This window comes from Pseudoalteromonas sp. NSLLW218 (assembly GCF_015864775.1).
Classification (GTDB): domain Bacteria; phylum Pseudomonadota; class Gammaproteobacteria; order Enterobacterales; family Alteromonadaceae; genus Pseudoalteromonas.
The window spans coordinates 1-26,384 of the sequence record NZ_JADYWO010000008.1 but is presented as its reverse complement, the minus strand read 5'-3'; the positions used below and the strand labels follow the sequence as shown (position 1 = coordinate 26,384).

General features: G+C 39.5%; 25 protein-coding genes. 19 read left to right on the top strand and 6 right to left on the bottom strand.

Annotated elements, in window-relative coordinates; genetic code table 11:
- Positions 1 to 3 precede the first annotated feature (3 nt).
- From I6E80_RS13285 to I6E80_RS13275, 3 genes are all read left to right on the top strand, one after another.
- Positions 4 to 1,005, top strand: coding sequence for a 4-hydroxyproline epimerase (locus tag I6E80_RS13285; protein ID WP_197185732.1), 1,002 nt, complete (start codon positions 4 to 6; stop codon positions 1,003 to 1,005).
- A gap of 13 nt (positions 1,006 to 1,018) precedes the next feature.
- Entirely contained in the window at positions 1,019 to 2,515 is a 1,497-nt protein-coding gene (locus I6E80_RS13280) for an aldehyde dehydrogenase (NADP(+)) (RefSeq protein WP_182196382.1), read from the top strand.
- Positions 2,516 to 2,648: 133 nt separating this feature from the next.
- A complete protein-coding gene (locus tag I6E80_RS13275; protein ID WP_197185731.1) occupies positions 2,649 to 3,317 on the top strand; it encodes a GntR family transcriptional regulator in 669 nt (222 codons plus the stop codon).
- 329 nt (positions 3,318 to 3,646) lie between these two features.
- Here the strand turns inward: I6E80_RS13275 and I6E80_RS13270 are convergent, their stop codons facing one another.
- Entirely contained in the window at positions 3,647 to 4,615 is a 969-nt protein-coding gene (locus tag I6E80_RS13270; RefSeq protein ID WP_006793005.1) for a dihydrodipicolinate synthase family protein, read from the bottom strand.
- Between the two features lie 416 nt (positions 4,616 to 5,031).
- Here I6E80_RS13270 and I6E80_RS13265 point away from each other — a divergent pair, with 416 nt between their 5' ends.
- From I6E80_RS13265 to I6E80_RS13255, 3 genes are all read left to right on the top strand, one after another.
- Positions 5,032 to 8,025 (top strand): TonB-dependent receptor, encoded by a 2,994-nt coding sequence (locus I6E80_RS13265; protein WP_197185730.1) that lies wholly within the window; start codon positions 5,032 to 5,034, stop codon positions 8,023 to 8,025.
- A gap of 242 nt (positions 8,026 to 8,267) precedes the next feature.
- Positions 8,268 to 9,212: an ornithine cyclodeaminase family protein gene (locus I6E80_RS13260; RefSeq protein WP_006793003.1), complete on the top strand. Its 945-nt coding sequence runs from the start codon at positions 8,268 to 8,270 to the stop codon at positions 9,210 to 9,212.
- Positions 9,213 to 9,218: 6 nt separating this feature from the next.
- Positions 9,219 to 9,617, top strand: a complete 399-nt coding sequence (locus I6E80_RS13255; RefSeq protein WP_197185729.1) for a hypothetical protein — start codon at positions 9,219 to 9,221, stop codon at positions 9,615 to 9,617.
- 398 nt (positions 9,618 to 10,015) lie between these two features.
- Here I6E80_RS13255 and bioA read toward each other — a convergent pair whose 3' ends face one another.
- Complete coding sequence (bioA, locus tag I6E80_RS13250; protein WP_197185728.1) at positions 10,016 to 11,314, bottom strand: adenosylmethionine--8-amino-7-oxononanoate transaminase; 1,299 nt, start codon at positions 11,312 to 11,314, stop codon at positions 10,016 to 10,018.
- A gap of 94 nt (positions 11,315 to 11,408) precedes the next feature.
- On the opposite strand from bioA, the gene bioB reads away from it, so the two are divergent.
- The 7 genes from bioB (at position 11,409) to I6E80_RS13215 (ending at position 18,753) form a co-directional block, all read left to right on the top strand.
- Positions 11,409 to 12,449: a biotin synthase BioB gene (gene bioB, locus I6E80_RS13245; protein WP_002961242.1), complete on the top strand. Its 1,041-nt coding sequence runs from the start codon at positions 11,409 to 11,411 to the stop codon at positions 12,447 to 12,449.
- Between the two features lie 12 nt (positions 12,450 to 12,461).
- Positions 12,462 to 13,619, top strand: coding sequence for an 8-amino-7-oxononanoate synthase (locus I6E80_RS13240; RefSeq protein ID WP_197185727.1), 1,158 nt, complete (start codon positions 12,462 to 12,464; stop codon positions 13,617 to 13,619).
- Positions 13,616 to 14,527, top strand: a complete 912-nt coding sequence (locus I6E80_RS13235) for a methyltransferase domain-containing protein (protein WP_197185726.1) — start codon at positions 13,616 to 13,618, stop codon at positions 14,525 to 14,527. The genes I6E80_RS13240 and I6E80_RS13235 overlap by 4 nt, the downstream gene beginning before the upstream one ends.
- A gap of 28 nt (positions 14,528 to 14,555) precedes the next feature.
- Entirely contained in the window at positions 14,556 to 15,239 is a 684-nt protein-coding gene (gene bioD / locus I6E80_RS13230) for a dethiobiotin synthase (protein ID WP_197185725.1), read from the top strand.
- A 122-nt stretch (positions 15,240 to 15,361) separates the two neighbouring features.
- On the top strand, positions 15,362 to 16,909 hold the full coding sequence (locus tag I6E80_RS13225; protein WP_197185724.1) for an FAD-dependent oxidoreductase: 1,548 nt from the start codon (positions 15,362 to 15,364) through the stop codon (positions 16,907 to 16,909).
- A 213-nt stretch (positions 16,910 to 17,122) separates the two neighbouring features.
- Positions 17,123 to 17,986 (top strand): protease HtpX, encoded by an 864-nt coding sequence (htpX, locus tag I6E80_RS13220; protein ID WP_197185723.1) that lies wholly within the window; start codon positions 17,123 to 17,125, stop codon positions 17,984 to 17,986.
- Positions 17,987 to 18,243: 257 nt separating this feature from the next.
- Positions 18,244 to 18,753 carry a hypothetical protein gene (locus I6E80_RS13215; RefSeq protein ID WP_231616792.1) on the top strand — a complete coding sequence of 170 codons (510 nt, stop codon included), beginning with the start codon at positions 18,244 to 18,246 and terminating at the stop codon, positions 18,751 to 18,753.
- Between the two features lie 65 nt (positions 18,754 to 18,818).
- Here the strand turns inward: I6E80_RS13215 and gloA are convergent, their stop codons facing one another.
- A complete protein-coding gene (gene gloA / locus I6E80_RS13210) occupies positions 18,819 to 19,346 on the bottom strand; it encodes a lactoylglutathione lyase (RefSeq protein ID WP_197185722.1) in 528 nt (175 codons plus the stop codon).
- 255 nt (positions 19,347 to 19,601) lie between these two features.
- Here gloA and I6E80_RS13205 point away from each other — a divergent pair, with 255 nt between their 5' ends.
- Positions 19,602 to 20,144: a hypothetical protein gene (locus I6E80_RS13205; protein ID WP_076924628.1), complete on the top strand. Its 543-nt coding sequence runs from the start codon at positions 19,602 to 19,604 to the stop codon at positions 20,142 to 20,144.
- A 5-nt stretch (positions 20,145 to 20,149) separates the two neighbouring features.
- On the opposite strand, the gene I6E80_RS13200 is transcribed toward I6E80_RS13205, so the two are convergent.
- Together I6E80_RS13200 and I6E80_RS13195 are read right to left on the bottom strand one after the other, a co-directional pair.
- Positions 20,150 to 21,739, bottom strand: a complete 1,590-nt coding sequence (locus I6E80_RS13200; RefSeq protein WP_197185721.1) for an MASE1 domain-containing protein — start codon at positions 21,737 to 21,739, stop codon at positions 20,150 to 20,152.
- Complete coding sequence (locus I6E80_RS13195; protein WP_197185720.1) at positions 21,726 to 22,355, bottom strand: response regulator transcription factor; 630 nt, start codon at positions 22,353 to 22,355, stop codon at positions 21,726 to 21,728. Before I6E80_RS13195 ends, I6E80_RS13200 begins: the two co-directional genes overlap by 14 nt.
- Positions 22,356 to 22,503: 148 nt before the next feature.
- On the opposite strand from I6E80_RS13195, the gene I6E80_RS13190 reads away from it, so the two are divergent.
- From I6E80_RS13190 to I6E80_RS13180, 3 genes are read left to right on the top strand one after another with little or no spacing between them, the layout of a single operon-like run.
- Positions 22,504 to 22,956 carry a DUF302 domain-containing protein gene (locus tag I6E80_RS13190; protein WP_024599606.1) on the top strand — a complete coding sequence of 151 codons (453 nt, stop codon included), beginning with the start codon at positions 22,504 to 22,506 and terminating at the stop codon, positions 22,954 to 22,956.
- A 41-nt stretch (positions 22,957 to 22,997) separates the two neighbouring features.
- Entirely contained in the window at positions 22,998 to 23,372 is a 375-nt protein-coding gene (locus I6E80_RS13185; protein WP_231616791.1) for a hypothetical protein, read from the top strand.
- 34 nt (positions 23,373 to 23,406) lie between these two features.
- On the top strand, positions 23,407 to 23,922 hold the full coding sequence (locus I6E80_RS13180) for a DUF421 domain-containing protein (RefSeq protein ID WP_197185718.1): 516 nt from the start codon (positions 23,407 to 23,409) through the stop codon (positions 23,920 to 23,922).
- A gap of 95 nt (positions 23,923 to 24,017) precedes the next feature.
- Here I6E80_RS13180 and I6E80_RS13175 read toward each other — a convergent pair whose 3' ends face one another.
- The gene (locus I6E80_RS13175) at positions 24,018 to 24,635 is read right to left on the bottom strand and encodes a trimeric intracellular cation channel family protein (RefSeq protein ID WP_165742095.1); all 618 of its coding nucleotides are present in this window, start codon (positions 24,633 to 24,635) and stop codon (positions 24,018 to 24,020) included.
- A gap of 392 nt (positions 24,636 to 25,027) precedes the next feature.
- On the opposite strand from I6E80_RS13175, the gene I6E80_RS13170 reads away from it, so the two are divergent.
- Together I6E80_RS13170 and I6E80_RS13165 are read left to right on the top strand one after the other, a co-directional pair.
- On the top strand, positions 25,028 to 25,615 hold the full coding sequence (locus tag I6E80_RS13170; protein ID WP_197185717.1) for a cold shock domain-containing protein: 588 nt from the start codon (positions 25,028 to 25,030) through the stop codon (positions 25,613 to 25,615).
- A gap of 263 nt (positions 25,616 to 25,878) precedes the next feature.
- A complete protein-coding gene (locus I6E80_RS13165; RefSeq protein WP_182674299.1) occupies positions 25,879 to 26,316 on the top strand; it encodes a hypothetical protein in 438 nt (145 codons plus the stop codon).
- Positions 26,317 to 26,384 lie beyond the last annotated feature (68 nt).

Genomic DNA, 26,384 nt, shown 5'->3' with positions numbered 1-26,384 from the left:
GTTATGCTCAAAGGGACCTTTTTTTGTATTGACGGCCATACCTGTGGTAACCCAGTAAGGCTAATAACCAGTGGTCACCCGCAATTAAGCGGGTTGAGCATGAGTGAGAAGCGCCAGGATTTTTTGCAAAATCACGATTGGATACGCCAGGCGCTCATGTTTGAGCCTAGGGGTCACGATATGATGTCGGGCGGGTTTTTATATCCACCCACCACGGAAGATGGTGATGCAGCTATATTATTCGTGGAAACATCAGGATGTTTACCTATGTGTGGTCACGGTACGATGGGTATTGTTACCTTCGCTTTGGAGCATGGCTTATTACATGCAAAAGTGCCAGGTACTTTGCTGTTAGACACACCAGCTGGGCGTATTCATATTAACTATGAAATGACTGATGGCAAAGTACAGTGGGTAAAAATTTATAATGTACCCGCATATTTAGCACACCGCTCGATAGTTATTGAGATACCTGAGCTAGGTGAGCTTAAAGTAGATATTGCCTATGGAGGTAATTTCTACATTATTGTTGAGCCGCAGACGAATTATAAAGGCATTGAACATTTAACTGCAGGGCAAATTTTAAAGTACAGCCCTAGAGTCCGAGAAGCAATAAACGCGAAAGTTCAATGTACGCACCCGCTAGATAAAACCGTTCAAGGTGCTAGCCATGTTTTATGGACAGGCACACCTAAAAATCCCAATTCGGATGCAGCAAATGCTGTTTTTTATGGCGACAAAGCTATTGACCGTTCGCCATGTGGAACAGGTACCAGCGCACGTATGGCACAGCTTTTTGCCAAAGGACAGTTGGCTCAAGGGCAGAATTTTATTCACGAAAGTTATATTGGGAGCCAGTTTATTGGTTGTATTGAGCAAGTAACAGAAATAGCAGGCATATCAGCCATATTACCAAGTATACAAGGCTGGTCTAGAGTGACGGGCACAAGCGCGATCACCGTGGATGACGATGACCCATATGCATTTGGGTTTCAAGTAATTTAATGAGGAGCAAAGCATGACATTAACAGGACAAAGTTTAGTAGCAGGGCAGTGGATCGGTGATTCAGCGAATGGTGAATTTCACGCATTTTCCCCTGCGCGCAATGAAGCATTACCAACGCGCTTTTTTAATCTTAGTACGGCTGAATTAAACGGTGCGATAGAGGCCGCACAATCGGCGTTTTATCAGTACCGTAAAACCAGTTTCGCGCAACGTGCAGATTTTTTAACGTGCATCGCAGAGCAAATTTTAGTACTTGGCGATGAGCTAATTGAACAAACACAGCAAGAAACTAACCTACCACTTGCGCGTTTACAGGGGGAGCGCATGCGCACCGTAAATCAACTTAAAGCATTTGCTAGTGCATTACGTGAAAACCCTGAGTCACCTCTGGGTTTGAAAGTAGTGGATGAAGCAGATGTCACAAGAGCACCTTTGCCAAAGCCACATACTGAGCTTAACTATTTACCGTTAGGGCCCGTTGCTGTATTTGGAGCATCTAATTTTCCTTATGCCTTTTCAACACTGGGTGGAGATACTGCAGCAGCGCTTGCTGCAGGTTGCCCAGTGATTGTAAAAAATCACACAGCGCACCCTGGTACGGGTGAGTTAATGGCACGAGCGGCGCTTGCAGCCATTAAAGAATGTGCGATGCCTTTAGGGGTGTTTGCTATGGTGCAAAGCAAGGCGTATGACATATCGCATCAATTAGTTGCTGCTCCGGGAATTAAAGCGGTTGGCTTTACCGGATCATTTAATGTGGCCAGTAAACTGCAAGAAACGATTGCCAAGCGTGAAGAACCCATCCCATTTTATGGCGAGCTGGGAAGTATTAATCCACAAGTTATTTTACCTAATAAAGCCATAGAACAGAGTAAAGAGATGGCACAGTCACTTTGCCAGTCAATGCTGATGGGCAACGGGCAATTTTGTACCAGTCCTGGGCTTTGGTTAGTGCCAACAGGGTGTGATGAACTTGAAGCACACATTACTGCGTGTATTAATGATGCGCCATCAGACACCTTGCTCACCCCTGGGATTGTTAAAACGTTTAAACAACAAGTCGAAGAGCGCAGCCAATTTGCTCAACTAAGCGTGTTGGGCAAAGGTAAGCTTGAGCAAGCGTTTCATGCTAATGCGCATGTCTTCGCGTGTAATGCCGATGATTATTTAACAACCCCAACTTTGCATGAAGAAGTGTTTGGCCCTGCGGCATTAGTTGTGCGCTACGACAGTGAGCAACAGCTCATGATATTGATAAATAAACTTCAAGGTCAGCTTACTGCCAGTGTTCATGGTACTGAGGCTGATTTAAATAAAGCTGATAGTGTTATTGAAGCACTGCAATATAAAGTAGGCCGTTTGATTAAAAATCAAATGCCAACAGGTGTAGAAGTGTGTGGTTCAATGAACCATGGTGGACCATTCCCAAGCTCAACGGATGTGCGCAGCACTTCTGTTGGTACAAATGCAATGTTGCGATTTATGCGACCAATTTGTTATCAAGCATAAGATTATTGGGCGGGATATACAAATTGTATATTCCCGATTTTCCTTATTCTTAAGGACGCTTAGGCAGATTCTAACTTGGCATATAAGTGAACTTGGGTATAATGTATGCTAAATGCAATATAAAAGGATCACCATGGCTATCGAGCACAAAACCCGTACCCAACTAGTCGCAGAAGCAATTCGTGAAAAAATATTAACCGGTGAGATAAAAGCTGGTGATCCGCTGCGTCAAGCTGCACTTGCTGCTGAACTTAATGTGAGTCGAATACCTGTTCGTGAGGCACTACTTCAGCTTGAAGCTGAAGGGCTTGTTAATTTTGAAGCGCATAAAGGAGCCACGGCCACAGAGCTTTCAGCATCACAAATTGATGAAATTTTTGATTTGAGGGCATTACTTGAAGCTGAGCTGCTAAGTCACTCAATAGAGGGATTAACAGAACAAGATTTAACCGATGCCGAGCTTATCTTAACTGAGCTTGAAAGCGCCATGGAAGCAGGTGATACTCACTTGGCAACGGGCGATTTAAACAGCCGTTTTCATGGTAAGTTGTATTCACGCGCACAACGGCCACAAACTCGGGAGCTAGTTGATATGTATAGTAAAAATTCAGAGCGTTATGTACGGATGCATATTTTACTGGCAGGTGGCTTAACTACTGCGCCCGAAGAGCATCGCACTTTATTACAGTTTTGCCGCGTAAAAGATACCAAAAAAGCCTGTGTTTTTTTGAAAAAGCATATCTTGAGCGCAAAAAACGACATTAAAAAACTATTACTTAAAATAGAAGATGAAAAAAGGTAGTTTTTAATAAATCTTTGCTAGCACATTCTTATAATGTGCTCAGCTGGCTACCATTCAAGGTTCAACCAGCTTATCTGCATTTTTAAAGTGAATATTTAAAAAATAATTTAGGTAGGTAGAGCAAAAAGCTTAGAAGTGTAAAGCTTAACCTTACCTAATATTCGCATAAACGATACACCTGAACTTTCTACCTTAAATTTCTATTTTTCTTTAATGCTCAATAAGTAAGATTATTTAATAGGGTGAGATGCAACCATCGCAAGAACAGTTAAGCGGTAGGTACTAAAAACTCCGTAAAATGGAGTTTTTGTTTGTTAAATTTTAAATAATTAGTCTATTAAACCTAGAATCTCAAGTCTCTCTTTTGCCTTGATATACCGTGTTTGAACATCATCAATCTGCTGTTGAGTTAGTTTTTTCCCAAGGGTACGAAGCCCACCCGTTACATCATTGTGATGAATGCCAAAAGCAAGCTTAAGGTATTCTAAAAGTAACGGTTGTGCATCAAGGTAAGATATAGAATTCATCGCTTGAGAAATTTTATTTGCTTCAGCCCATTCGCCTTTATTCACATGTTCCTGCATAGTGACACTTGCTTTTGGGAATATACAACCAACGCCTGTAATTCCACCGCACGCACCAGCGAGTCCTGCATGTACGGTTACGGTGTCTACACCAGCTAGTACTTTTAAGTCTTTGTTCATTAGCATCATTGTTTCAATAACTGACACGTCTATCGTTGAAATTTTAAGCGCGGTAACTTCAGGTAAAGCAGCAAGCTTCGTTAGAAGATCAGTTGAGAGCGCATGGTAGCCGGCTGCATCAGGATTGTTATAGGGCATTATTGTTATGCCTACCTCTTTTGCAGCTTTTGCAGAAAGGGCATAGTATGCATACATTTCTTCATCAGAAGGTGTGTATGTGGTTTTTGGTGGCATTACCATCACGGTATCAACGCCAACAGTCGCAAGTTCTGTAACAATTTTGGCAAGCTGTTCTTTAGTTTCAGCTGCTGCTCCACTGATTAATGGAACATTATGTTGTTTAGCTACAACCGAAAGAGCCTTTAGTAAAGAAAGGCGCTGCTCGTCACTTAAATAGGTATTCTCACCCAGTGTGCCAGAGCCAACAAGCCCTCCCATTTTAGTACCTCCTTTACCTTTAACGCTTAAAATATCATTTGCATATTTTTGCGTTGCATCAAAATCAATTTCAAGGGCGCCGGACTGCGACTCTTTAAGCCAAGTAAATACAGCTGGCATAACAGTATATCGCCAGTCTTTGCTATTTGTTTTCATTATGCTTCCTCTTATATCCACTTATTTTCGTATATTGTATACAGTGTGCAGTTTATTGTAGCAGCAAAATTTACTTCGGCAATACCTAGGTCAAAATTAATTAAGTATCTAGTTTAAAAATATTAAGGAGCCTATTACACCAAATAACATAGATTACATAAGCTCGCCTCAAGCAGTTAATCATCGTTATAAATATTTATTTTTAATATTTCAGTTTTATGTATTAAATCTCAGAACTCCAAGTCTCTGTTTTTAGGTACAAATTGAAAAGGTTTTAGGTTCTGTATAATTTGTAATTTAAATTTAACTAAAAATATACGCATATTACATATTGTATACAATATGTAATATGTGTATATTTTTCATGTCGAGGCTAGTCTCACAATAAAAAATCAACAGGACCAAGGAACTCTTACATGTTTACAAATAACAAAAAACAAACTCGGGGCGTGGGTGCTAAAACCCTGCTAGCAACTGCGGTAACAGCAGCATTATTAATCGTGCCAGCTGCACACGCTGTTGATGGCAGCAGTATTGTTAAAGGTCATATTGTTGCCCAATCGGGGAATGATTTAACCGGCGCAACTATTACACTTAAGCATAAAAGTAAGGGATTGGTTTACACCATTACCAGTAACGCCGAGGGTGATTACTTATTAAGAAACGTACCTGTAGGTACATACGATGTAACTATTGTAAAAGATGGTTATCAAACAATGACTGAAGAAAATGTTGCTGTAACTATTGGCCAATCAATAATACTTGATGTACAGCTTTATAAAGCTGGAACGGATATTGAACGTATTGCTGTTACTGGTTCAGCCATTCGTCGTGTTGATATGGCATCTTCCACCTCTGGCTTAACGTTCAGCAGTTCAGAGCTCAAAGCAATGCCGGTAAATACAGGTTTTGAAAGTATTGCTTTGTTGGCTCCGGGCACTGCTGCACCAGGTGGTTCTAATTTTAAAGGCGCATCAAGCTTTGGTGGATCGTCAGCAGCTGAAAACGGTTACTACTTTAATGGCTTGAATGTAACAAGTATTCGTACTGGGCTAGGTTCGATTCGATTACCATGGGAGGCTATTTCGCAAACTCAAGTTAAAACGGGTGGAGTAAGCCCTGAGTTTGGTGGGGCTCTAGGTGGTATTGTAAACGCTGTATCTAAATCGGGTGATAATGATTTTAAATTTGGTGCAGAGGTACGCTGGGATCCTGATAGTCTTCGTAGTCAGCATGATTCAATATTCCAAGATAGCGGCACCATCAATACCAATACGAAACAGAGCAGTTACGATTTTAAAGAAGTACAGTTATGGGCGAGCGGTGCACTTATTGAAGATACGCTTTTCTTCTATGGTCTATTTGCTCCACGAAGAGAAGAGTCGAACAGCGCTGGGCAAAGCACATTTTCTGATTTTGAGCGTGATGAAGACCGCTGGTTTACAAAAGTTGATTGGTTTATTAATGAAAACCACTCAGTAGGTTTTTCAACAATGAACAATAAACGTACTTGGACTGATAAAACGTTTGCTTACGCGTGGGAAGAAAACGTCGTTGGTGAGCAACAAGGTGTTGATGCACCGGGTGAAGATGGCGGTAATGTTTATAGCATTAACTACAATGGCTATCTGACTGATACTTTTTCAGTGTCAGCCGTTGTTGGTCGTGTTACTGAAAATGTTGAAAACGTGGTAGCGTCTCCAAACCCAGGTGTATGGGATGAAAGAAATGGCTTTGTTACGTTAAGTCAGCATACAAATTCCGGTATAACAGAAGAAGAGTACATTCGAGACCAAGCTCGCATTGATTTTAGCTGGGACTTAGATGAGCATTCAATTCAATTTGGTGTGGATTACACCAATGTAAAAGTTGATTTCTTTGAAGGCCAAAATGGCATTGGGGACGCTGAAGGCTGGTGGACAGTAAAAACGGCCGGTGAAAACGATGTCTCTGGTGCTGCACTAGGTGGGGATTTTATCGAAAGACGAGTACGTAGTCGTGAAGTAGATTCGGATACCACTTCATTAGCTTTTTATATAAATGATTCATGGCAAGCAACTGATAATTTAGTGCTTAACATGGGTTTACGCTATAGCCAGTTCGAAAACACTGTTTCAGATGGTCGCGCTTTTGTTGATATAGATAATCAAATCGCGCCACGTTTACAAGCAATTTATGATGTTAGTGGCGATGGTAGTGCAAAAGTATTTGCAACCTTTGGGCGTTATTTTCAACCTGTTTCTGCGAACATGAATATCACCCAGGGTTCTGCATCTATTGAATGGTTTGAGTATTTCGAATTAGATCAATTAGAAGGCAATGGATCACCTTCTTTATTGGCTGATGGCTCACCTAGCAGAGGTGACATGTTACGTGATAGACGCTGGCGCCAGCGTGGTATTACTGAACCAGGGTTAATTGCCTCAGCTTCTTTAAAACCAATGTACAGTGATGAATTTACAATTGGTTATCAGCAAGAAGTGTTTGACACTATGTCTGCGGGTGTACGTGCTATTTACCGTGATTTAGGTCGCAGTGTAGAAGATACCGATGTAGGTCCTGTGCTTGCTAAAAAGCTTGCTGAAATGGGTATCACCGATAACGTAGGGCAAGGTTCATATTATGTGCTTAATAACCCTGGTGAAGCAATTCAAATGTCGTATGACTTTGATGGAGATGGCCAAGTAGATAACGTTAATTTGAGCGCCGAAGAACTGGCACTACCAGAAGCTAAACGAAAATACCTCGCGCTTGAATTTACTCTAGATGGCAACTTAACTGATGATTTACGAATCAATACATCATATACGTGGTCACATAGTTATGGTAATACCGAAGGATTAGTTAAAACGGATAACAACCAAGCAGATCCAGGTTGGACAACATCTTATGACTACGGCGATTTAATGGATCATGGCTACGGTAATTTACCAAACGATCATCGCCATTCAATAAAGGTAAGTGGTGCTTATAATATTACCGATGCGTTAACCGTTGGCATTGTTGCAAGCGCTACGTCTGGCCGACCTAAGAGTTATTTCTCTGTTCACCCTGAAGGCGTTGATAGCTGTGAGCAAGGCAGCCCGTGGGATGCATGTATTAGTAAATACTACGATCAAGCATCTCACTACGATGAAAATGGCAACCCTGCGCCACGAGGCAGTAAGGGTAATCTGCCTTGGTCAACAAACGTAGACATGTCACTTACTTATTACACAGATTTTTTTGGTTCAGACATGACCTTAAAAGGTACTGTATATAATTTATTTAACAGCGATAGTGCGATAAATATTAACGAAGAGCGTGCTCAGTATGGCGATAACGGCCTAGAGTTAAACCCTGACTATGGTTTAGTGACTAGCCGCCAAGGTGCTCGCTATATGTCGTTGGTTGCACGTATTGAATTTTAGTTTTCCCCTAGAAGGTTGTTACTTGATTTAATAACTTTGCTTAAGACTACATAAGGCAAAGAATCGCTATCAATGAAGCAATACAACCTTAATGCTGAACAGGAGACTGTTCGGCATTTTTTATGGGTAACCTATTTTTATTGAGTTAATTACTAATAATACTACAGGCCATAGTGCTGTGCTAATGAGCCATTAAATATAAAGCTCAGTTAACATAAGCACTATTAAGGTTGGAGTAAAAAATGAAAATAATAAATGCAGAAAAAATTGATTACGCTCTTAATTTTGAATCTTTAATAAAAGCACTCCAAAAGGGTTTTGCATCTGCTTTTTGTATGCCTAAACGTAATGTGTACGAACTTAATACAGACAAGTCAAATCATGATGCTTTTGCGATATTACCCGCATGGAATGAACATGTTATTGGCGTTAAGGCGTTTACTTACTTTCCTACAAACACAGAAACAGAATATCAATCGCTCTATTCTAAAATAATGCTATTTTCTCGCAATCATGGTGAACCATTAGCATTAGTCGATGGCACGCGTATTACGCTTTGGCGAACTGCAGCTGTGTCTGCATTAGCAAGCCAGTATTTATCCAGAAAAAACAGTAAACACTTAGTATTTTTTGGTAGCGGAAATTTAGCTTTATATATGATTAAAGCACATATATCGGTGCGTAATTTTGAGAAAGTAACACTTATTGCACGAAATGCTCAAAAAGTGGCGGCGTTAAAACATACCCTAGAGCAGGCATTTCCTAATATGGAGTTCGTCATTGGTAAAAGCACTAAGGAAGTTGTTTACAGTGCTGATGTGATTAGCTGTGCAACGGGATCGCCAACACCTTTATTTAAAGGGTCTTGGTTAAACCAAGGCACTCATATTGATTTAATTGGTAATCACCATAGTGAACAACGTGAATGTGACTCAACCACAATTATTCGCAGCAATGTATATGTTGATAGTAAAGTAAACGTACTTGCTGAGGCTGGCGAATTACTCTTGCCAATTAAAGAGGGTGTGTTTTGCGCACACGAAATTTGCGCAGAATTATCCGAATTGGCAATCCAGAACAAGAATGCCCGTTTAAATAATAAAGATATGACGCTATTTAAATCGGTCGGTACTGGACTTAGCGACTTAATTGCAGCGCATAGTGCTTATCAATTATTAGAAGGTTAATATGTAATGAGTAATATACTTGTAATCTTAGGGATGTGTTTTATAGCTGCCGGTTTATTACCATTTTTCAGATGGATGAAATGTAAGATAAACAAACATCATTGGCGAGTATGTGCAATTAGTAACATCACCTCCGTAATAAACACACGCGTATTACCATTAGAATGCGCGCAACAACAATCAATGTTGGTAAGCTTTAATTACAATGGCGATATTCACAGTGTTGTAGTTGACTTAGATGAATCGATATTTAAATTATATAAACAAGGAGAGCCTTGTTCCTTATTAGTTGATAAAGACAACCCTCACAGAGTGTATAAAAACGCGCTAATATGGCAAAAATTTGGCCATATCTGGCTTTGCGCTGGCTTATCCTTACTTGTACTGAGTATTTTTACTAATTAGGCATATTATCTTTCGTGGTTGAATTTGCAGTAGTATGTTTGATATTTAAAGCAGGGCCTATGGAATATGTTTATTCCGCATAAGTAGGCGATAACGTAGAATAAATGCGCAAAAATGCGCGCCCGTTGGGTATATTATAGTGACGATATGCTCTTTGTTACTCCACGGATGTTGGTAAGGGGCGTGAGCAGGGTGCGAAAGTTTTGCTCGGTTTTTACTTACTCTTATATGGACGTAAGCCATTAGAATAATGCAGGAGCAGTTTCCGAGCCCACTAGGTTGATACCCCGCGCCGCAATTCAATCGCCTCAGATTAGACAAGTTTCAATCCATAAAGGTCTCCACACCCTAGCCTAAATCCTAATGAAGAATATGAGTAAGTAAATTAACAACAAGTATTAGTAATGCTTATTGTTAATTGCATTATAAATCGCATCACACAATGTTTTTATACTGGTGTCATCACTTATATACGGTGGCATAAGGTAAATTAGTTTACCGAATGGGCGTATCCATACACCTTGCTCTACAAAATAGGCCTGAATTTTTGCAACATCAACATTGCCCGCAGCCTCGTTTAGTTCAACAACACCTATTGCACCTAAGGTACGCACATTGGCAACTGCATTAAGTTCGCTGCATTTATGAAGTTGTTGTAGTTGGGTGTTAATTTGCTTTATTCGTTGTTGCCAGTTTTGCTTAAGTAATAAATCAATACTTGCGCAGGCCGCTGCACAGGCAAGTGGGTTACCCATAAACGTAGGGCCGTGCATTAAAACACCTGCTTCACCTTCGCTTATGCCAATCGCTATTTTATCGCTAGTTATAGTGGCCGATAACGTCATTGAGCCGCCAGTGAGTGCTTTACCAATACACATTATATCGGGCTCTATATTGGCGTGCTCTACAGCAAATAATTTACCTGTACGGCCAAAGCCTGTGGCAATTTCGTCGCAAATTAGTAGTACGTTATAGTGGGTGCATAATTTACGGACGCAGGCTAAATAATCAGGATGATAAAAGTTCATGCCACCTGCGTTTTGTACAATAGGCTCAATGATAAAGGCGGCTACTTGGCTGTGGTTTGCTTTAAAGTACGCTTCAAGCTCTTGGGCTTCTGCCTGGTTAAATTCGCTGCCAAACTTACTCACCGGTGCAGGTACAAAAACATGCTCAGGTAAAAAGCCGCTATACAAACTATGCATTGAGTTAACGGGGTCACATACGCTCATGGCTGCAAACGTGTCGCCATGGTAGCCCTTGTAAGGCGTCATTAATTTTTGTTTTGTTGTAATGCCTTGGCTTAACCAATATTGCAGGGCCATTTTTATTGCCACTTCAACACTTACCGAGCCGCTGTCGGCTAAAAATACTTTAGTTAAACTAGGCGGCGTTATATTTACTATTTTTTTGCACAGCTCTACCGCGCTGTTATGTGTAATACCGCCAAACATAATATGGCTCATATTATTAATTTGCTCAATCATGGCGTTATTTATAACAGGGTGGTTATAGCCATGTATTGCGCTCCACCACGAGGCCATGCCATCGATTAATTGCTCGCCAGTTTCGAGGTAAATAATGTTGTGATTTGCATGTGTAACGGGGTATACCGGAATTGGCTTAGTCATAGATGTATATGGATGCCAAATGTGCTCACGATCAAAATCAAGGTCAATCGTGTTCTTTTTAATCATATGTAAACTTTAACTTGGTGGGCTTCGTTGACAATGGTACTTCAACTCGTAGACTAAGCCAATATCACCGCTGAGAAAAAAATAAGAGAGTATTATGGAACTTGCACCTGTTCGTCACGATTGGACCCACGCTGAAGTTAAAGCATTATTTGAAATGCCATTTAACGATTTACTTTTTAAAGCCGCATCGGTTCACCGTGCTAACTTCAACCCAAATGAAGTGCAAATTTCTACGTTGTTATCAATTAAAACAGGCGCTTGCCCAGAAGATTGTAAGTATTGCCCGCAGTCGGGGCATTACCGAACCGATTTAGAACGCGAACGCTTAATAGAAGTAGAAAAAGTAGTAGAGCAAGCACGCCTTGCAAAACAAAAAGGCGCGACCCGTTTTTGTATGGGGGCTGCATGGTCAGATCCAAAAGATAGAGACATGCCATACATTTCGCAAATGGTTAAAGAAGTAAAAGAGCTAGGGTTAGAAACCTGTATGACGCTAGGCAAACTCACTAACGAAAAAGCCCATGAACTTAGAGACGCAGGGCTTGATTACTACAATCACAACCTTGACACGTCACCTGAGTATTACGAGCAAATTATATCAACCCGTACTTTTCAAGATAGATTAAATACCATTGACCACGTACGCGATGCCGGTATGAAAGTATGCTCGGGCGGAATAGTCGGCATGGGCGAGCAAGCAAGCGACCGCTTTGGACTACTTATGCAACTAGCTAATTTGCCACAACAGCCAGAAAGCGTGCCTATTAATATGCTGGTTAAAGTTAAAGGCACACCGCTTGAAAACGTAGACGATTTAGATCACTTTGAATTTATACGTACCATAGCAACAGCGCGTATTATGATGCCACACAGTTATGTACGTTTATCGGCAGGGCGTAATGCCATGAACGAGCAAATGCAATCAATGTGCTTTTTTGCAGGCGCTAACTCAATATTTTATGGTGATAAACTACTTACCACCGAAAACCCAGACGCTGATGCCGATATGAACCTAATTAAAAAACTAGGCATGAACCCAGAAAAACGTCATGACTATTCAGACGAAGCCGTAGAAGCCTCGCTTTCATCGCAAGTAGCCGACAAAGCAACGTCTGAATTGTTTTACGAAGCGTAGGCTTTTATATCTATGCCTTTTGATTTTATAAATACGCATCTTGAGGCTCGCCAGCAAGATGCGCTGCTTCGTAAACGCAATGTAGTAGAGCACGCTACAGCGCGCACCATAACGGTTAATAATAAAACCTATCTTAACTTTGCCAGTAACGACTACTTAGGCTTTGGGGATGAGGCTGTAAACCTTAATGACTCCCAAGCATTAGGCAGTCACAGCTCAGCATTGGTTACAGGTTATCAGGCGCAGCAAAAAGCGCTTGAGCAATACTTATGCGAGCAATTTGGTTATGGCGCAGGAATGTTATTTAATTCAGGGTTTAGCGCTAATAGCAGCGTAATTAAAGCATTGTTTCAAGATAAAGCTGCTGCACAAAACAGTGCTATTTTTCAAGATAAGTTAAATCATGCAAGCTTGATTGACGGTGCTCTGCATTGTAACGCGGCTTTAGTGCGTTTTAATCACAACGATTTAAACCATTTACGTTCTCGGCTCGAAAAATCAAAAGCGCAAAACAAGCTAATTATAAGCGAAGGCGTGTTTTCGATGGGTGGCGATACCGCACCTCTTAAAGAATTACTCGTCTTAGCAAAACAGCACAACGCATTGCTAATGATTGACGACGCACATGGCTTTGGTGCATTAGGTAAAACAGGTTTAGGCAGTTGCGAAGCACTTTTAGAAGACGGTATTACACTTCCTGATATTTTAGTTATTACCTTTGGCAAAGCCGTTGCGAGTAGTGGCGCGTGTGTATTGGGCAACCAGCAGTTTATTGATTACATGCTGCAATTTAATCGCGATTACACATATTCAACTGCTATGTCGCCGCTTTTGGCAAGCCACACACTTGCGCGTATTAAAAGCATAAAAACAGCTGATGATAAGCGCGATAAGCTAAATGCCAATATTGCATTGTTTAAGCAACTCGCTAAAAGCCATAATATTGCTGTGATGGAGTCAAACACAGCCATACAGCCCATTGTATTAGGCTGCGCTGAGCAAACGTTGCAAGCGGCAGATAAACTTAAGCAAGAGGGTATTTGGCTCACTGCAATTAGACCGCCGACGGTTGCACATAACACCTCGCGTTTACGCATTACTTTAACCGCAGCACATACCGAGCAAGACATAACGCACTTAGTGAAGCATTTAGTAGGTGCAATAGCATGACTGCTCAGCCAGTATTAAAAACAGATTTAATGCAAACACGTAAAGTAAAACCGTGCCTGGTGAGTAGCGAGTTAAATAGAGAGTTAAATGAAGAGTTAAATGAAGAGTTAAATAAAGAATTAATTAGCGAATTGAATAAAGAGCTAAGCAAGGAGCTTAAAAAGTCCACCCAAAGTAAGTTTTCAAAGGCGGCGGCGAGTTATAACACCCATGCAAATGTACAAAAACATGCCGCGACCGATCTATTTAAACTTATAAAACCAGGCTTTAATAAAAATAAGGTATGTGTTGATTTAGGCGCAGGTCCACTTGTTAATACACATACATTACAAAGCATGTTTTCAAGCGTTGTGGCAATAGATTTAAGTTTAAATATGCTGCAAAGTAGTTATTTAACCACAGCTAAAATATGTGCCGATATGGATAACTTACCGCTGCAAGCAAACAGTGTTGATGTTATTTACAGTAACTTTGCAGTGCAATGGTCTGCTAATTTTTCGACTTTAATGCAATCACTTTACAGCATATTAAAACCAGGCGGGCAGGCGTACATAAGCACTGTGGTAGAGGGCTCACTTAACGAAATAAAAACAGCGTTTGCAGCGCTTGATTCAAACAGCCACATAAATACTTTTAATAGTGAATTGCATATAAACCAATCAGTCCAAAATGCAGGGTTTATTATTAACAGTGCAAAAAAATGTATTTATACCGATGAATACACAACACCTTTAAAAGCGATTGCTTCAATTAAAGCTATAGGGGCAACTACGCAAAATCATACCAATACGCGTCAAGGGTTACTTACCAAATCTGCGCTACAAAAAGTGTGCAGTGCGTATCCGCTTATAAATAACAAAGCATGTGTGTCTTATCATGTGGTGCTGTTATCATTAGAAAAACACTAAATAAGCCCAAAGACATTAAAGGCAACGCATGAAAGAATTTTTTATAACAGGCACCGACACCGATGCCGGAAAAACCCACGTTACCAGTTTGCTATTAAAGTTACTTGCCCAACATAAAAAACAAGCCATTGGCTTTAAGCCTCTTGCTGCTGGCTGCGAAATGGCGTTTGATCAGCTAGTAAATGCTGATGCTCTCATACTAATGGAAAGCGCAACAGTAAGCGCTAAATACGACGTAGTTAATCCGTTTGCGTTTGCACCACCTATTGCACCGCACATAGCTGCTGATCAAGTTGGGGTGAGTATTACTGTCGATAAACTAAGTGATGCTTATAAAAACGTAAAACAACAAGGTGCTGACATTATCCTTACTGAAGGTGCGGGTGGATGGGCACTACCAATTAATAATACCGACTATTTATACGATTGGGTAAAGGCTGAGCAGCTACCAGTCATACTCGTTGTAGGTATGAAGCTAGGTTGTTTAAATCATGCATTACTAACCGCTGCGCATATGCAAAGCATGGGTATAAACTGCGTTGGTTGGATTGCAAACCAAGTCGATAAAAATATGGACGAGTACCAAGCAAACCTAGATTCACTCAAAGCACGTTTACCGTTTCCAATACTTGCCATAAGCCCTTACAGCGAGCAAAAGCCTAAGTTACAAATATACAAAAGCTTGCTTAGTGCGTTATCTATAAACACTTAAGCGGTTTTAGAAAGATTTACTTTTTTAGGTAAATATTGAAATAGTCAGCCTTAGTACACATATAAACATTTATAAATACAAAGCTTGCTCAAAAACAATGTTACTAAGGACATAACGACTATATGACGCACCCATTTATTGAAAGCTACGCCCCAAATTCGCACGTAAGTGCAGAGCCAAAAGCACTAAACAAGGGTTTACCTAAAAAACGCGTAGGCATAATAGGTGGGGGCACAGCGGGTGCCACTATAGCCATCAGGCTTGCTGCGTTAGGGTTAGAAACTTACGTATTTGAAAAGAAAAACTCGTTAATTGATGGCCCGCCAATGTGCCATTTGCACTCAGGTGGTAACTTATATCGCGAAATACCCGACGAAGACTGCATAGATTTACTCAAGCAATGTATAGACATAGCGCGCCTTTATCCTCACACCATCGATGTTCGCCCTACAGTATTTGCTGTACCCAAGCGCGACGATGACTCACCAGAGGATTTATTTCCGCGTTTAGATAAATTAGTAAAAGCCTATAGCGAGCTTGTTGAGCAAGACAGCGCCAACAAAGTGTTAGGTGAGCCAGAGCATTATTATCAGTTATATAGCCGCGAGCAAATGCTAAAGCTTGCTAAGCAAAAACAAGTAGCCAAGCCCACGTCGTTAAATGAGTGGATGATACCCGTGGCTAAGCATTTAGATTTAGATAAGCTAAAGTTTCCGCTAATTGTTGCACAAGAATATGGTTGGAATATATTTCGTTTATCGGCCAGTGCTCAACTCGCGCTTGCCGAGTATGAACATGCTCACGTTTTAACAAATACATGCGTTAATCGCGTCGTACCTGCTACCAATAATAAGATTGATAAAAAAATAACCAAGTGGAATATTGAATACCAAACACAACCAAGTTTAAAAGCTAAAACCGTTGAAGTAGATTACCTAATCAATGCGTGTGGTTTTCAAACCGGTATTATTGACGACTTGGTTGGGGTAGATGTAAAGCGCATGGTTGAATTTAAAGCCTCTTACATCACTCATTGGCAAGGTGCTGGTGGGCAAATACCCGAAATTATTATTTACGGTAACCGTGGCACACCAGAGGGCATGGCGCAGCTAACGCCTTACCCAAATGGATATTTTCAAATACACGGCATGACCAACGACATTACGCTATTTAATGATGGCTTAGCTGATGCAACACCAATGAGTGCTCAACCTAAACTCCCCGATAAATACCTGCACTATATTAAAGATGGGTGGGAGAAAACAGCATTGCAAACACGTAACCAAACAGCAATAGATTATGTAGCCGAGTTTGTACCCGCGTTTAAAAGTGCTAACACTCAAAATAATGCCTTGTTTGGCGGGCAACAAATCCCAGGGGATGACGACACTTTGCGCGTAGCCGATGTAAGCTTATATTCGCATATTAGTTATGCCCGGGCCGAAAATGTCAAAGCATCGTCAACGTTAATTGCTGCAGATCAAATAGTGTCTGAGTTTATAAAATTAGGAATAATAAGCAGCGATCCTGCTGTAAACCATCACCGCATTAGCCATCAATGGTCGTACCTTAAACACAATAGCTGCGAAAATATTGGTGAAGTTGCACGCATATTAGCAGGTGAGCGTGGTTTTCCAATTGATATGGCAGAGCTAAATAACAGCTTGTAATAAACTGATTTATAAAGAAACTTCAGTCTTAAATTTGCTATAAAACGCCTCTCAAAAAAATTATCAATAAACACATAAATAACACTTGTATTACGACATAGTTTGTCACAAAATAGCGCTAACGTTATGACATAGTGTGTCATGGCGTAGTGGTTGCTTTAACCTAATTTATTTTAAGCGTTCGGTGATCAATATTAATTTTGTGAGGACAATATGAAACGTGTATTTTTGTTTTTATTAACTAACCTAGCGGTTATGTTGGTATTAGGTGTAGTGCTTTCAATAATAATGAGTGCGCTGGGTTTAAGCCATCGTAGCCTTGGCGGAATTTTACTTATAGCCACGGTGTTTGGTTTTGGTGGATCGTTTATTTCGTTATTAATGTCGAAATGGATCGCTAAAAAATCAACCGGCGCGCATGTAATTACGCAGCCCCGAAACGAAACCGAACGCTGGCTTGTACAAACGGTATCTGCGCAAGCAAAAAAAGCAGGTATTAAAATGCCAGAAGTGGCTATTTACGACAGCCCAGAAATGAACGCATTTGCAACCGGCCCAAGTAAAAACAACTCGTTAGTGGCAGTAAGCACAGGCTTAATGCACAACATGACCAAAGATCAAGCCGAAGCCGTACTTGCCCACGAAGTATCGCACGTGGCTAACGGCGACATGGTAACGCTTACCCTAATACAAGGCGTGGTAAACACCTTTGTAATATTTGCTGCAAAAGTACTGGCAGGCATAGTAGATAACTTTATTAATAGCGATGAAGAAGAGGGTGGTAGTAGCTGGACATACTTCTTATTCGATATGTTATTCCAAGTATTATTTGGTGTGCTAGCAAGTATAGTAGTGGCAAGTTACAGCCGTAAACGTGAATTTGCAGCCGACAGCGGCGCGGCAAAACTAGTTGGTGCCGATAAAATGCGATCAGCCCTTGAGCGTTTAAAGCAAAACCATCCGTCGCAATTAGAAGGTTCAATGATGGCCTTTGGTATTGCAAGTGGTAAAGGTGTTGCTGAGTTGTTTTCGTCGCACCCACCGCTTGATGCTCGAATCGACGCACTTCGTAAGTAATTATGTAAAATAGTTAATATACTAAGCCAGCTTAATTGCTGGCTTTTTTATGTTTACGTTAAAATACCAAAACACGCATGCACTGTGTTTATATACAGCGCCTTGTATTGCTTTATAAAATCGTTACTTTTTTAAGCTATATGTGTTTACGAAGTTATTATGTATAAGTAAACTAACATACCTTAAAGTCAGCAATACTACTGGTTTTAATACTTAACATTTAATACTTAACAAGGATGCTTATTGTAGTGGAAAAGATGCAGCAAACTAAAGAATGCATTATGTGTTTTAGCGCCATAGATTCACGCGCTAAAAAATGCCCGCAATGCACCTCACTTCAAGCTAAATATTCTAATTTAGAAAACAATCCTATTATTATTGGTGCATTGGCCTTAATTATTGTTGGTATTTTTGGGTTTATTTTTTATCAAAATATATATGTAGCAGGGCTTGAAGAACAAGCACAAAAAAACCTAACTGCTAATGTAAACCAAATAAGCACTAAAAATGAAATCGATGGTTTGTATGTTGCCTGTATAGGGAAAATAAAAAATGAATCAGATTTTTCGTTTAAAAATTTAAAGTTTAAGGTCGATTTTTTAACAGATCAAAACACTCTAGTCGATACGCTATCAATGTCCGACGAAGACCTAATTCTAATGCCTAATGACTCAACCAACTTTAGAGTAAGAGGTATTGCGCAAAAACAAGCGGCTAGTTATAACAAGTGCCAAGTAACAATAACCGATGCTTGGGCCTATAAATAAAAATGAATTTTTACGATTAAAAAAACCAGCTAAAAAGCTGGTTTTTTAATATAAATAAATCTTTATTACTGAGAAAGAATAATTTCAGTAATACCCTCAGCAGAGAGTATTTCAATCCAGTAGCCGTCAGGATCTTTAATAAAGGCTAAGCCTTTCATTGAGCCATCATCTGGTTTTTTTACAAACTCTACATCGTATTTTGCAAAGCGCTCACAGGCCTCGTAAACATCCGGCACGCTAATACCAATATGGCCAAAGCCTTTAGGCTCTTGGTTGCCACTGTGGTAGCCCTCAAAGCTGTCGTCGTTTTCAGTGCCCCAATTATGGGTTAACTCAATCAACGCAGGGCGACGAAACACCCATTCAGCTTTTGCCTTATCATCGCCTTCTGGCAACTCTTGTTCGTAGCCTAAAAAGTAAAGCGTAAACTTCATACCAGGAAAGTCATACTTACCTAAAAGCTTCATACCCAATACATTTTCATAAAATTCTAAAGACGGCTTTGGATCTTTAATACGCAACATAGTTTGCTGCATCACATAGCCTTGCGTGGCTTGTTCAATTTGCTCTGGAGATTCGTTATAGCTAGACATGGTGATCCTTACTGAAAATAATAAAGCGAAAGCATAGATATAGTACTTAATTTATCATAATCAACCGTATTATAAATTTAAACCACTGCTTTACTTATTAACCATTAATCGTGGAATTGACTGTCAAAACGGAGCTTTATAAATAGCACGTGTTATTTTCTAAGCCATTTTCCTAGGTTGATTAGGAATATGGATGATTTTTTACTTTCATAATTGCTAATAAACTATTGAAAACTAGGACGTTAAGATACAAATATGACTTTATTAGATGAAAGTACAAAAGAATTTGGCAGTATGAGCGTATTACTTCATAACACCAATACAGCAAGTTACTGTATTGAGTGGTTTAGTAAAATGACCGGAGCGTCGATTACCTTAGCAAGAGTGGAAGCTGGCAAGTATTTAGTTACCCGAAAGTGGGCAGAAGGGCGCGAACTAGATGATGTTACCAGTGACTTTAACCGCGCTAACCAAGCCATTATTCATTTTTTGAATAATGTTGATATAGCTAAAATGAACGAGCAAAGAGTCGCCGCAGCTAAACTTTACTGCATAAATTTATTTGTAAAAGCAGAAGGTTTGAGGCCTGTTACTAACCCTAATTTACCAAAACCAAGGCTGCAAGACGCTATAGGCAAAAAGGTAATAGTAAAGTCAACCTTAGGCAATTGCCAAATAGCTACCGGACTATTGCTACAGCTGGTGGGTAACCAAGTTGAAATTCAGGTAAACCCAGATAGCGCATTTGATGATCAACCAAGGCAAAAGTTTTACACTAAGCAAGTATCAATTTGTTAAAGTGTTTAACGGCCAATATTTATAGGCAGTTTTACCTTAATGCTAAAGCCGCCTTGATTAGTAACCTTAAAGCTACCACCCAGCGCAATAGCTCGCTCTTGTATAAAAGCTAAACCATAGTGGCCTGAGTTTTCTGTTGGTTTTACTTCGCTTCCGTTATCACTAATTTCTAATTTTATAAACTGACTATCCGTTTTAATATTTATAATAAGTTTGGTTGCGTTGCTATGCTTAATACAATTGGTAACAGCTTCTTGGCAAATCCTGTAAACGGCAATTTCATGCTCTTTAGTGAGCGTATCATCTACGTTAAAATTAACCTCATAGCTTATATTTGCTTTTGTAAGTAAACTTTTTAATCGCCCTTGAGTCATCGCATTTTGTAGCCCTAACTCGTCTAATTCACGAGGGCGAAGGTAGTGCATTAATTGGTAAACAGAATCGTACATAGAGTTTGCATTGCTTTTTAACGTAGCCACAAACGATTGTGTTTTTTCGTCACAAAGGTGCGATAAAATAGCCAAGTCGGTTTTTAAAGCTGTTAAGTTTTGCCCAAGTTCGTCGTGTAACTCTTGTGAAAGGTGCTTTCGCTCGTTTTCTTGCACGCTCACCATTTTAGCCCCAAGAAGGGTATTTTGATTAAGCTGCTTAGTCAGTGCACGGTTAATCTTTTTTAACTCAGTATTTTTACGTTTAAGCTCTGTAATTGCCGCGCCTAACACCATACTGGTAATCGCATTAGCCAAAATAAACAACTGGCTAATATAGGTATTGCTAGGCTCATGGGTCATGCTTGCTTCAACTATTATGAGTGCATTTATAAGCGTCGCACTACTTACTGCGCCTAATACGCCAAAGCGATACGAAAACCAAATAATAGGTAATAACGATGCAAGGCGAAGTAATGGGTAAGTATCGGGCCGTATAAGATATACAAGCATCGCAACAAGTAAAACAGTAGCTAACGTAACCGTTAAATTAGTTACTTTAAGTAATGCCGGGCGCTTTAACGAAAGGTTTAAAGAGTGAAGTAGCATAATAAACGGCGCAACTAATAACGAGCCTGTTATATCGCCAAGACACATATTTAACTGATACTGTAATAGCTCTTTAGCAACCAATATGTTTGTAAATTCAAACGCACTAGAAAACAAAAACCACTTTATTGAGGTGCTCGCAACACACAATAAAATCAACGAAAGTATACCTAAACTATTATTAATATTTGGCGGCCAGCGGCTATGTTTAAACACATACACAAGGACAAAAAAGCAAAGCTCCTGCCAAAAACCATGCAGTAAATTAAACTCCCAAACCCCGGTCATTGTATAACCTAAGTGAGCAGCCAAAGCACGAGACGATATCCACAACGTAATCCAATACCGAGTTGGCGAAAGCAAATAAAAAGCAATTTTTATCCCTGCAGGAATAAATATAGCGCTACTTTCAGGGACAGTTTCTAAATTAGCTCCAACCCAAAAAGCAGCAATACAGGCAAGAAAATAAATTATGCCAACTACAAACTGCTTTGTAATTTCTTTAGCGGTTGCTGCAATAGAAAAATTAAAAGCAGGTAATGTACTAGGTAAGTTCATCTAGCTGAATTACTCCCGCATCAATTGCTATTTTTAGCAGTTCAAACGATGTTGTTACATTAAGCTTGCTGTAAATATTTGCCTTATGCACATGCGCTGTTTTAGGCATTATTTCTAATTTTTGTGCTATTTGCTTTGCATTAAAGCCCTTTGCTAACAGTGGTAAAGCTTCGAGTTCTCGGTTAGTTAAAATAGTTAACGCTGAGTTTGGCGTATTTAAAGCAAAATTTACATCTTCACTTATATAGCGTTTACCTAATGTAACCGATTTAACTGCATCAATTAACTCCTCCGACGCAGAGCGTTTAGACACGTAACCAAGTGCGCCTAATCGTAGCGCATTACTTACATAAGGTTCGTAATCGTGCATGGAGGCAACAATGGTTTTAATTTCAGGGAAATTTTCGTTAAGGTAGGTTAAAAATGTAAGGCCGGTTTCTGATTCATTAAGTGATATATCAACAATAAATATATCGGGTTGTTCAAGCTCAACAGCCAGTTTTGCTTGGCTAACATTGCAGGCTTCTATTATTACTTCCCAGTCTGCTTGTAGCTCTAGTAGTTTTTTAAAACTGTCGCGTACTAATTGATGATCTTCAATTATTCCAATGTGCATGTATTTCTCCCTTTAAATTTATTATACATTGAAACAGATAACCATCAGCCAAAAAATTTATTAAATTTAATTACCTAGCAAAAAATGTACATTGTAAAAATTAAAGGAGCAATAACGCTCAGTATTTTTATATTTAAACGGAGACACTATGAAAACACTAAATATTATTTTTGGACTCGCATTACTCTTTGCTATTACAAATGCTAACGCAGTAGAGGGGCTAATTTCAGTAAAAAGCCCATTAAGTGCAAAAGCCACTATGGATAAGTTTGAGAATTTGGCAAAACAAAAAGGGCTAAATATATTTGCACGAATAGATCACGCTGCTGGTGCTAAAAAAGTAGAACAGCAACTACGCCCAACAGAGGTTCTTATATTTGGTAACCCCAAAGGCGGCACACCTCTTATGCAGTGCGCACAAACAATAGGTATTGATTTACCGCTAAAAGCACTGGTATGGGAAGACGCACAATCGCAAGTGTGGTTAAGTTATAACGATCCTACTTATATAGCTGAGCGCCATAACGCAGTAAATTGCCCAGCGGCTAAAAAAATAGGTAAAGTATTAGCAGCACTGGCAGATAAAACCGTTGGGCCATAAAACTAATTTTAAACAATGCATTAGCTAAATTAAAGATGATTTTGAAACAATCGTCAATCGTATTTTTAGCCGTAGTAAGTCTGTTTTTACAGGCTTTTTTGCTAATTTCGCTAATTTCGCTAATTTCGCTAATTAGTTTTTTTACAGGTGTTTATAATGCTTATGCAGCATTTGCTGGTGGCGATCCTAAATTAATAGCAGGGCATATTTCATCAGGTATTGTAATTTCGTTAATACAAATTGCACCAGCAATAGCTGGCTATTTTATAAGTTACACGTTGATTAAAAATAAACGTGTAAATGACTTTGCATTGCTTAAATCTGCTTTAAAGTTTTATGCATATCTATGGCTTTTATTTATCCCCATTGGTACGATTTTAGGTGCAAAGCTATTAACTCAATTAAAGAAGGGTTAAATTTAATAGCGGCTTTAAAAATAAAGGAGTAAGCATGTTTTTTGATGATCTTCAGGGTTTAGTGCGCGTACTTATTATTGGCGTATTGGGTTATGTAGCGCTGGTGTTTTGGTTGCGTGTATCGGGCAAGCGAACACTATCTAAATGGAACGTGTTCGACTTTGTAGTCACCATTGCGCTGGGCTCTATATTAGCGTCTGTTATTATTACAAAAAGTGTCGCGCTGCTTGAAGGCATATTGGCCTTTGTTGTTTTAATAGGGCTGCAATATTTAATTACCTGGCTCAGTGTTCGCTCATCTAAATTTGCAGCTTTAGTAAAAGCTGAGCCCACGTTGTTACTGAGTAATGGTGAATATTGCACTGCTGCACTTAAATCGCAGCGAGTAACAAAATCAGAAATTCGCGCTGCTATTCGTGGTGCGGGCATATTAGCCATAGAAGATGTAGCCGCCGTAGTGCTAGAAACCGATGGCAGTTTTAGCGTAATGCCGCACAATAGCAGCGGGTTAAAAACCGCGTTAAGCGATGTAGTGAGTGTTAAAGAGTGATAGAGAGCATTAAAGAGTAATAAAAGAGGAGACAGGCTTTATTGCCTAATTGCCTAGCCGATTCAAGCCTGTCTCATTTAATTTATTTAAGTTACTTACTTAGCGGGTTCTAATAAACTAAATGTAGGTAAGCGCCACTTAAAGCGTATTGATGCCATACGTATTAAGTAACCTGCAACCAAGCTCACAATAATGCTTATGTTGTCGTCAATATTGTAATGGTGCAATGCTAGGTATAAGCACGCTACAATTAACGATACGCTTGCATATAGCTCATTGTGTAATACCAACGGTGCTTGGCGACAAATCAAATCGCGCAGTAACCCACCAAATACGCCAGTAACAACGGCGGCCACTACACAAATACCGTAATGTAATCCCATATTTAGACCCACTTGGCAGCCAATAATACTAAAGGCAGCTAAACCAAGGGCGTCTAAGCGCATAAATATGCCTTTAAATTTAACTACCCATTTAGCCAGCCACGTAGTAACAATACCGGCAATACAGGTAATTAATAAATACTCTGGGTGTTGTACCCACGTAAGCGGGTAATTGCCTAGTAATATATCTCGAACGCTACCACCACCAATTGCTGTAGCGCTGGCTACTAGCACTACGCCAAACCAATCCATTTTCATTCGTCCTGCGCTAAGTGCGCCGGTCATGGCTTCTGCGGTAATACCAATAATATAAACAATCGTTAATAGCATGAGATAATCACTTGAAATTCGTGCGTAAAAATAAGGTGTGGATTGTATAGATAAATTAAGTAAATAACGAATGAAAAATCATACTAAAAAAGCATCATTCAGATAGAAATAACTAATAACAAAAACCAGTGTAAACAAGCTGTTAAGTTCATAAATGGGTGCGCAATGATTCATGTGAATTAAAGGACATATGACCGCAAAGTATAAATAAAACAGGTTGGATTTAGTTGTTTTTAGCGCGTTTATTTTTCAGCTAACTTTAATAGCGAAAGCGTGAAAATTAACGCAATATGAATAATTGGTTGCATGGTTTTAATTTAGGAACGTATAATAACAAGTGTTAACTAAATGGAATTTGCGTAAAACGCAGCTTAAGCAGAGCAGGTGAATACATGAACAAAGGATTGTTAAAGTCGTGGAAAACAGACAAAGGTTTTGGTTTTATTAAATCAGACACCCTAGAACACGACACATTTATACACATATCAGCGCTCAAACACATGAGCCGCAAGCCAAAAGTTGGCGACACCATTTACTTTGAAGTAGCAACACAGCCCGACGGTAAAACCAAAGCAGTTAACTGTCGTATAGAAGGCGTTGCAGAGCTTAAAGCACCTTATCAAAAACACAATAACCAGCCGCACCGTATTGCCAAATCTAATTTTGCCAGTAGCTTTCTAGGTAAAGCCGCATCAATTGCGCTTATTGCCGCACTTTGCTTTTACGCGATTAATAAATACAACACTCACTCAAGCAGCCAAACCCCCGTCATCACCAATGCCGATTTAGCCACCTTTGATAAACAATACCCAAAAATCGTTATTCAAAAAAGCACGCAAAATTTTACGTGTGATGGCAGGCAATATTGTACTGAAATGGGCTCACGAGAAGAGGCTGTATTTTTTATTAATAACTGCCCGAACACAAAAATGGATGGTGATGGCGATGGTAATCCTTGCGAAAGGGATACAAGGTTTTAAAGGCTAGAGCTATAAAGCCTAAAATAAAATAGAATTAATTAATTGCTGTGTATAAACACAGTGACTTTAGTTTTGTCCTATAACATTATTAAAAGTCGTTTTGAGGTTAAATAATAAAGGTCATTGAATAACTCTTGTAGCTAGTTGTTACTAATAGAGTTATTTAGTGTAAATATCAAACAATGTAATATGCGCCGTCTTGGGGTGTTATAAACCACCAAAGTGGGGTTCAATAAGCTGTTATGTTTTCTTAATAGGTTGTCATGATCAAACGAAGTACCAAACAAGAGTCAGCTTTGATTGCTAGAAGAAATTTGGGATTAGATAGTGTATCTAAAAATGATCCTGGTTTTTCGTGCCAAGGAGTGGTCGGTGAATTTATTGGTTTATACCTTCGCTGTGAAGTTTTCGCGACAAAATTACAGCATTATTACCAAACAGATAAACAACCATTGCAGACGAGATTGAATACTCAAAGCCTCTCTAAATCACTTGAACATTTCAATTTGCACTTTAATTCAGAATCTTTACTTTTGATTTATAAAGGTGGATCTGGAAAGCGAGGAAGTAAGAGTGCTAGGCAGCTTAGAAATGGATATTTGCATGAGCTATCATCAGCGGATAAAAAGGAAATTGAGCAACAACACTCTGAATATGTGAAATTAATGAAGCGTTTTTTAGATCTTCGGTTAAAAACATAACAAGTGACTATGGTGTCAATTCCTAATTTCAAACCATTTTAGGATCCCACATGACACCATCCCTCACC

Bases quoted from the DNA above. Each gene is read 5' to 3' on its own strand.
- I6E80_RS13255 (WP_197185729.1), top strand. From the start codon at position 9,219: ATGAGTAATATACTTGTAATCTTAGGGATGTGTTTTATAGCTGCCGGT.
- I6E80_RS13170 (WP_197185717.1), top strand. From the start codon at position 25,028: ATGAACAAAGGATTGTTAAAGTCGTGGAAAACAGACAAAGGTTTTGGT.
- I6E80_RS13285 (WP_197185732.1), top strand. From the start codon at position 4: ATGCTCAAAGGGACCTTTTTTTGTATTGACGGCCATACCTGTGGTAAC.
- I6E80_RS13225 (WP_197185724.1), top strand. From the start codon at position 15,362: ATGACGCACCCATTTATTGAAAGCTACGCCCCAAATTCGCACGTAAGT.
- I6E80_RS13235 (WP_197185726.1), top strand. From the start codon at position 13,616: ATGACTGCTCAGCCAGTATTAAAAACAGATTTAATGCAAACACGTAAA.
- htpX (WP_197185723.1), top strand. From the start codon at position 17,123: ATGAAACGTGTATTTTTGTTTTTATTAACTAACCTAGCGGTTATGTTG.
- I6E80_RS13260 (WP_006793003.1), top strand. From the start codon at position 8,268: ATGAAAATAATAAATGCAGAAAAAATTGATTACGCTCTTAATTTTGAA.
- I6E80_RS13275 (WP_197185731.1), top strand. From the start codon at position 2,649: ATGGCTATCGAGCACAAAACCCGTACCCAACTAGTCGCAGAAGCAATT.
- I6E80_RS13195 (WP_197185720.1), bottom strand. From the start codon at position 22,355: ATGCACATTGGAATAATTGAAGATCATCAATTAGTACGCGACAGTTTT.
- I6E80_RS13270 (WP_006793005.1), bottom strand. From the start codon at position 4,615: ATGAAAACAAATAGCAAAGACTGGCGATATACTGTTATGCCAGCTGTA.
- I6E80_RS13215 (WP_231616792.1), top strand. From the start codon at position 18,244: ATGCAGCAAACTAAAGAATGCATTATGTGTTTTAGCGCCATAGATTCA.
- I6E80_RS13240 (WP_197185727.1), top strand. From the start codon at position 12,462: ATGCCTTTTGATTTTATAAATACGCATCTTGAGGCTCGCCAGCAAGAT.
- I6E80_RS13180 (WP_197185718.1), top strand. From the start codon at position 23,407: ATGTTTTTTGATGATCTTCAGGGTTTAGTGCGCGTACTTATTATTGGC.
- gloA (WP_197185722.1), bottom strand. From the start codon at position 19,346: ATGTCTAGCTATAACGAATCTCCAGAGCAAATTGAACAAGCCACGCAA.
- I6E80_RS13205 (WP_076924628.1), top strand. From the start codon at position 19,602: ATGACTTTATTAGATGAAAGTACAAAAGAATTTGGCAGTATGAGCGTA.
- bioA (WP_197185728.1), bottom strand. From the start codon at position 11,314: ATGATTAAAAAGAACACGATTGACCTTGATTTTGATCGTGAGCACATT.
- bioD (WP_197185725.1), top strand. From the start codon at position 14,556: ATGAAAGAATTTTTTATAACAGGCACCGACACCGATGCCGGAAAAACC.
- I6E80_RS13200 (WP_197185721.1), bottom strand. From the start codon at position 21,739: ATGAACTTACCTAGTACATTACCTGCTTTTAATTTTTCTATTGCAGCA.
- I6E80_RS13265 (WP_197185730.1), top strand. From the start codon at position 5,032: ATGTTTACAAATAACAAAAAACAAACTCGGGGCGTGGGTGCTAAAACC.
- I6E80_RS13165 (WP_182674299.1), top strand. From the start codon at position 25,879: ATGATCAAACGAAGTACCAAACAAGAGTCAGCTTTGATTGCTAGAAGA.
- bioB (WP_002961242.1), top strand. From the start codon at position 11,409: ATGGAACTTGCACCTGTTCGTCACGATTGGACCCACGCTGAAGTTAAA.
- I6E80_RS13280 (WP_182196382.1), top strand. From the start codon at position 1,019: ATGACATTAACAGGACAAAGTTTAGTAGCAGGGCAGTGGATCGGTGAT.
- I6E80_RS13190 (WP_024599606.1), top strand. From the start codon at position 22,504: ATGAAAACACTAAATATTATTTTTGGACTCGCATTACTCTTTGCTATT.
- I6E80_RS13175 (WP_165742095.1), bottom strand. From the start codon at position 24,635: ATGCTATTAACGATTGTTTATATTATTGGTATTACCGCAGAAGCCATG.